This window comes from Paenibacillus sp. 01L418, from assembly GCF_056400045.1.
In genome coordinates this window covers 1-3,182 of sequence record NZ_JBFTSN010000593.1, presented here as the reverse complement: position 1 = coordinate 3,182, position 3,182 = coordinate 1, and the positions used below count along the sequence as shown (strand labels likewise).

The window sequence follows — 3,182 nt, the reverse complement described above, 5'->3', positions numbered from 1 at the left end:
GTCCAATGTTTTTTTCCTCGCCGTGTTTGGGAGCAGCTGGATTGCCATTTTGCAGCGCTTCAAGAGGAAATACGGTTTATTGGAATCATAGGTTATGTGCTATTTTCCCCTCGAACCTATATTAATGCTACAATAGTATAAAAACACGAGGGGACGAATTCGGCTGCGTAGCTAATCATATGCTCCGGAAAAAATGATGGATGATACAGAACCTCTTGCTACCAAACCATGCGCCATTTGCAAGGAAACGAAACCGCTCTCTGAGTTTCTGCGGCGAACGGGCAAACGAGCCGGCGCTGGTGCAAGGCGCGGTGCATGCCGAGCTTGCAGGCAGGCGAAAGCGGCTTTAGCTCCATTGCCTGATGTTCAACTTAATGATTATAAAGCAATACGAAGAAAAGCTCATCCCAGCAAACCATTCCCGGTTCCACCGATGACATCCATAACGCTGCAGAATGATCCGGCAGCACTAAAACCTACGCGTCAAGGTACGATTTGGATGAGAGGCAAGACGGATAAAGGACGGCGATGGTATCAAGAAATTGAGCCAGAGCTTGCGATAACGCTGGTAAAGGAGCATGCTGCGGTTATCGTCAATCGCTATACGATACGCCGATTGTTCAGCAATAAGGAATTCCGGCGCTACATCTTGGAGCGTGACCATCACATTTGTTATTTTTGCGGGGAGCAGGGTGATACGATCGATCATATGCTGCCGCGCGCTAAGGGCGGGCATACAACGCCGGTTAATTGTGTCTGTGCTTGCAATGCTTGCAACCAATCGAAGGCGGATCAAGACTTGCAAACGTTTATGAACGGTGATGAGCTTATTCCTTAGAAGCATTAATGAATGATTGAGTGATCCGTATGTTGTACTGCTTTCGTTACAACTAACGTTTATACAAAAAAAGACTGCATAGTCCGCCTTGATGAAGGGCGACTACGCAGTCTTTTTTTGTATTAGATGCCTGCACTTGACGCAAATAATTTAGCGAAACGGTTTAAAATCACAGCAGCTTCCTTATTGAGCAGCGGATCTCTCGAACGGAAATCAGTACCTTTATCTGTCGTTTTTATTTCTGGTCCATATAAGCGAGCTCCAACAATGAATTGAACCGCTTCTTCGGCCCAAGCTGAAGTCTTGCCGCTCAGTTTCGCTGGAATGGGAGGGAAACCAAGAAAACGTGATAATCGATAGATAATGACAGCAGCTTCTTCCCTTGTGATCGTTCGGTCTGGTTCAAACCTCTGGGCTGAAGTACCACTTAATACGTGAATCTCTAGCAGTGTTTGAATTTCTGATTCATATGGATGAGCCTTTAGATCCGTGAATTTAGAGGATTGGTGTGATTTGGTAATACCAGCTAGTCGTACAATCTGAGCTGCGAATTGTGCACGAGTCGTGTTTCCTTCTGGTTCGAAAAGGGTAGACGTTTGATTCAAAACCCCGCCCAAATCACGTAAAGTATAAATGTCATCGGCATACGGATGATTGCGCGGTACATCAGAATAGTTAGGTGATGGGGTTATACGTTCACACCAAGCATCAATAAGTAAATAATAAAAGTATGAGATATTGCCAGCTTCATCTCTTTTAAATGCGCCAAGTTTTCCATCTTCATCTTGGAACAGCAGCTCGCCAACGGGTTTTAGTTTCCTGGTGCTATTGGGTCCGGCAACGGATAAATAACCATCTTCCGCCTTTACTTTGTAATAAACGAGCGGGGCGCGCAAATACTGGTAGCTGCCTTCAAAGCGTGCTAATTGTGCCTTGGTTAGTGCAATGGCTGGCCGCTCTTTCTCAGTTTTAGGGTAATAATGATCCATAAACGCGGCGAACAGCTGCTCACGTATATCGCTGGCATCGCTGTTCGTTACAACAAATCCGCCTACCTTTTGTTCAGGCAGCAGCCACATCCACGAATGATAGCCCTCCAAATCTCCACCCTTTCCAATGACAGTCTCGCCATTGAAATCTTCTTGGAAAAACATCTCAAAACCTAAAGCCATGTTCGGAATTTCTGAATGAATGCCAACCTGTATCCGCTGCATCTCCTTAACTGTATTTTCCTGTAAAATACGATTTTCTCCAAGCTTGCCGCCATTTAATTGAGCGAGCATAAATTTGCTCATATCCGTGCCTGTTGCGAACATGCCCCCGTCTGGCGCTATTGTAGGCGTGAGCTGGTATTGCGGCCAAGGCTCCTTTAATTGGTTATAGCCGGTAGCAAGGTTTTCCAGCACTTTATCCGTCATCCGGAAATCACTGTTTGTCATTTGCAGCGGACGGAATATTTGATCATCAATGACTTGTTCGAATGGCTTGCCTGTCACATTTTGCACGATTAATCCTTGATAATTGAAAGCTAAATTATCATAGCGATAAGCCGCTCCCGGCTTACGCACGATGGTAGGTAAATTCTCTTTAATATATTGTTCGAGAGGATAGTCTTTACGGGTCGCATCTGGAGCAGTCAACACATCTGTTTTGTCGAAACCTGTTGTATGAGTCAATAAATGTCGCATCGTTAGTTTGCTGCCGGTCTCATTGGGAATCGTCACACCTTTCAAATAGGGGCTTACATCCTGATCCAAATCTATTTTGCCTTCTTCTACGAGCTGCATGACGGCTGTTGCTGTAAATACTTTGGATATGGAAGCTATTCTGAACATGGTTTTATCAGGATCAACAGGTTTCTTGCTCTCCACATCGGCATAACCATAACCTTTGTTCAGCAGCACTTTATCATTGCCCACCACTACCACTGCACTACCAGCTAGCGAGCTCGCAACCTCTGGACGTTTAAAGAACTCATCGACAAACGCCTCAACTTCCTTAGCATCCTTGGGGCCAGTTGCACCTGCTGCCTCAACGCTCCTTGCAGGAAATGAGATGGCAGAAAAGGCGATCACCGCTGCGAGCAGGGCGGGTGCCCAAGCTTTCCTACTTTTCCTTCTTTGTTGAAACATCAACATCATTGATTTCCATCCTTTCAAGTAATATGTAATTTATTTCCTCTTAACTTTAATGGAATCGCCATTTCATCAAATCAGTCATTGGTCTAATTGTTACCTAGACTTTAGTCGAAAGAGAGGTTTTGTTTGCAAGGTTTATGAAAATTGTTATTCGTTTGAGCTAGCAAATGAGACAAAGTACAGCATTTATACGGCTAAATTCGACA

Annotated in this window: 2 protein-coding genes; one reads left to right on the top strand and one right to left on the bottom strand. The window is 44.8% G+C overall.

Annotated features, from left to right (window positions below):
- Positions 1-193: 193 nt before the first annotated feature.
- Positions 194-838, top strand: a complete 645-nt coding sequence (locus AC1DSE_RS33255; protein WP_477511735.1) for an HNH endonuclease — start codon at positions 194-196, stop codon at positions 836-838.
- Between the two features lie 122 nt (positions 839-960).
- Here the strand turns inward: AC1DSE_RS33255 and AC1DSE_RS33250 are convergent, their stop codons facing one another.
- Positions 961-2,979 (bottom strand): serine hydrolase, encoded by a 2,019-nt coding sequence (locus AC1DSE_RS33250; RefSeq protein WP_477511736.1) that lies wholly within the window; start codon positions 2,977-2,979, stop codon positions 961-963.
- Between the last annotated feature and the right edge of the window lie 203 nt (positions 2,980-3,182).